The 977-nt window shown below is 49.5% G+C and carries 2 protein-coding genes; both read right to left on the bottom strand.

The annotated features are described in order from the left end of the window. A partial coding sequence (locus tag AWU74_RS06135) for a hypothetical protein (RefSeq protein WP_202966402.1) occupies positions 1 to 346 on the bottom strand: 346 nt, incomplete at its 3' end. A gap of 153 nt (positions 347 to 499) precedes the next feature. After that, positions 500 to 841: a DUF262 domain-containing protein gene (locus AWU74_RS06140; RefSeq protein WP_062328578.1), complete on the bottom strand. Its 342-nt coding sequence runs from the start codon at positions 839 to 841 to the stop codon at positions 500 to 502. Positions 842 to 977: the final 136 nt, after the last annotated feature.

Genomic DNA, 977 nt, shown 5'->3' on the forward strand with positions numbered 1-977 from the left:
GCGAGGCAAAACGCTTAAACCACGGATAGGTCTCGTAATACCCCAGCCATTGTTCCGCATACGGACAGCGCACCCCGCCGCAGGCAGGCGTCCAGTCCTCCCACGCGGAAACGGGCAAATCGTTCACTTTTGAAAAATTCTCCGGCGTGGGTTCTAATCCCTGTTCGCCGGCGCGGCGGCGGCTGCCGTTACTGCGTTCAAGACTCAACTCAAAGACCGCCTTTTGTACCACCGGCAGCGCTGCGTCTTCGCCTAAGGTTTCCACAAGGGTTTTGCAGAAATGAAAATACAGGAGCGCGAACTGCCGACACGCCAGACGGACTTCCTGCAAATGTGTTGTGCTCATAGCATTCCTTTTTTATAAAAAAGCCGCGCCAGTTTCAGCGGGCGTTTCGCAATTCTTGCGGTGTCAAAACGGTCCCGGCGACGTTGATAATCTTGAACCATTTTAATTTTTTCGAGTCTGTACCCTCGCAAAAAATAAATCATCAGTTCATAATCAAATACCTGTTCCAGTTCGTCTTTTTGGAGGGTAAAAAGTTTTATATTCAATAGAAAAATTATTAGCAATATATTCACAGACGCTTATGGTACGCCGCTGACCGTCCAGCGCCTCGAAAGCATCATCGGCATTTTTGACTCGATACGTCACATTCAAGGGATAGCCTTTGCGGACGGTATCAATAACGGCGTTGCGCCGCGCTGCGTTATATACAAATTCGTGCTGATACTCGGGGCGAATGTCGAGCCTGCCGCCGCAGCCCTTTGCGCCTTCCTCGTCTGGGTTGACGTAATCTTTCACCGAGTCCCGGACAGATATTTGATGCAAGTCAATTTTCAATTTGACGCACTCCTATAGGGCAAGGCTTTTTTCACCTGTCCGAGAGAGTACACAACAGGGGACTTTTCCCTGCTCTGGGCATTTACTGCTTTTTCTGCCTATAATTCGTCGCAGTACTCTTCGGCGGTTTTTACAT

The sequence above is a fragment of the Treponema endosymbiont of Eucomonympha sp. genome (assembly GCF_001028545.1).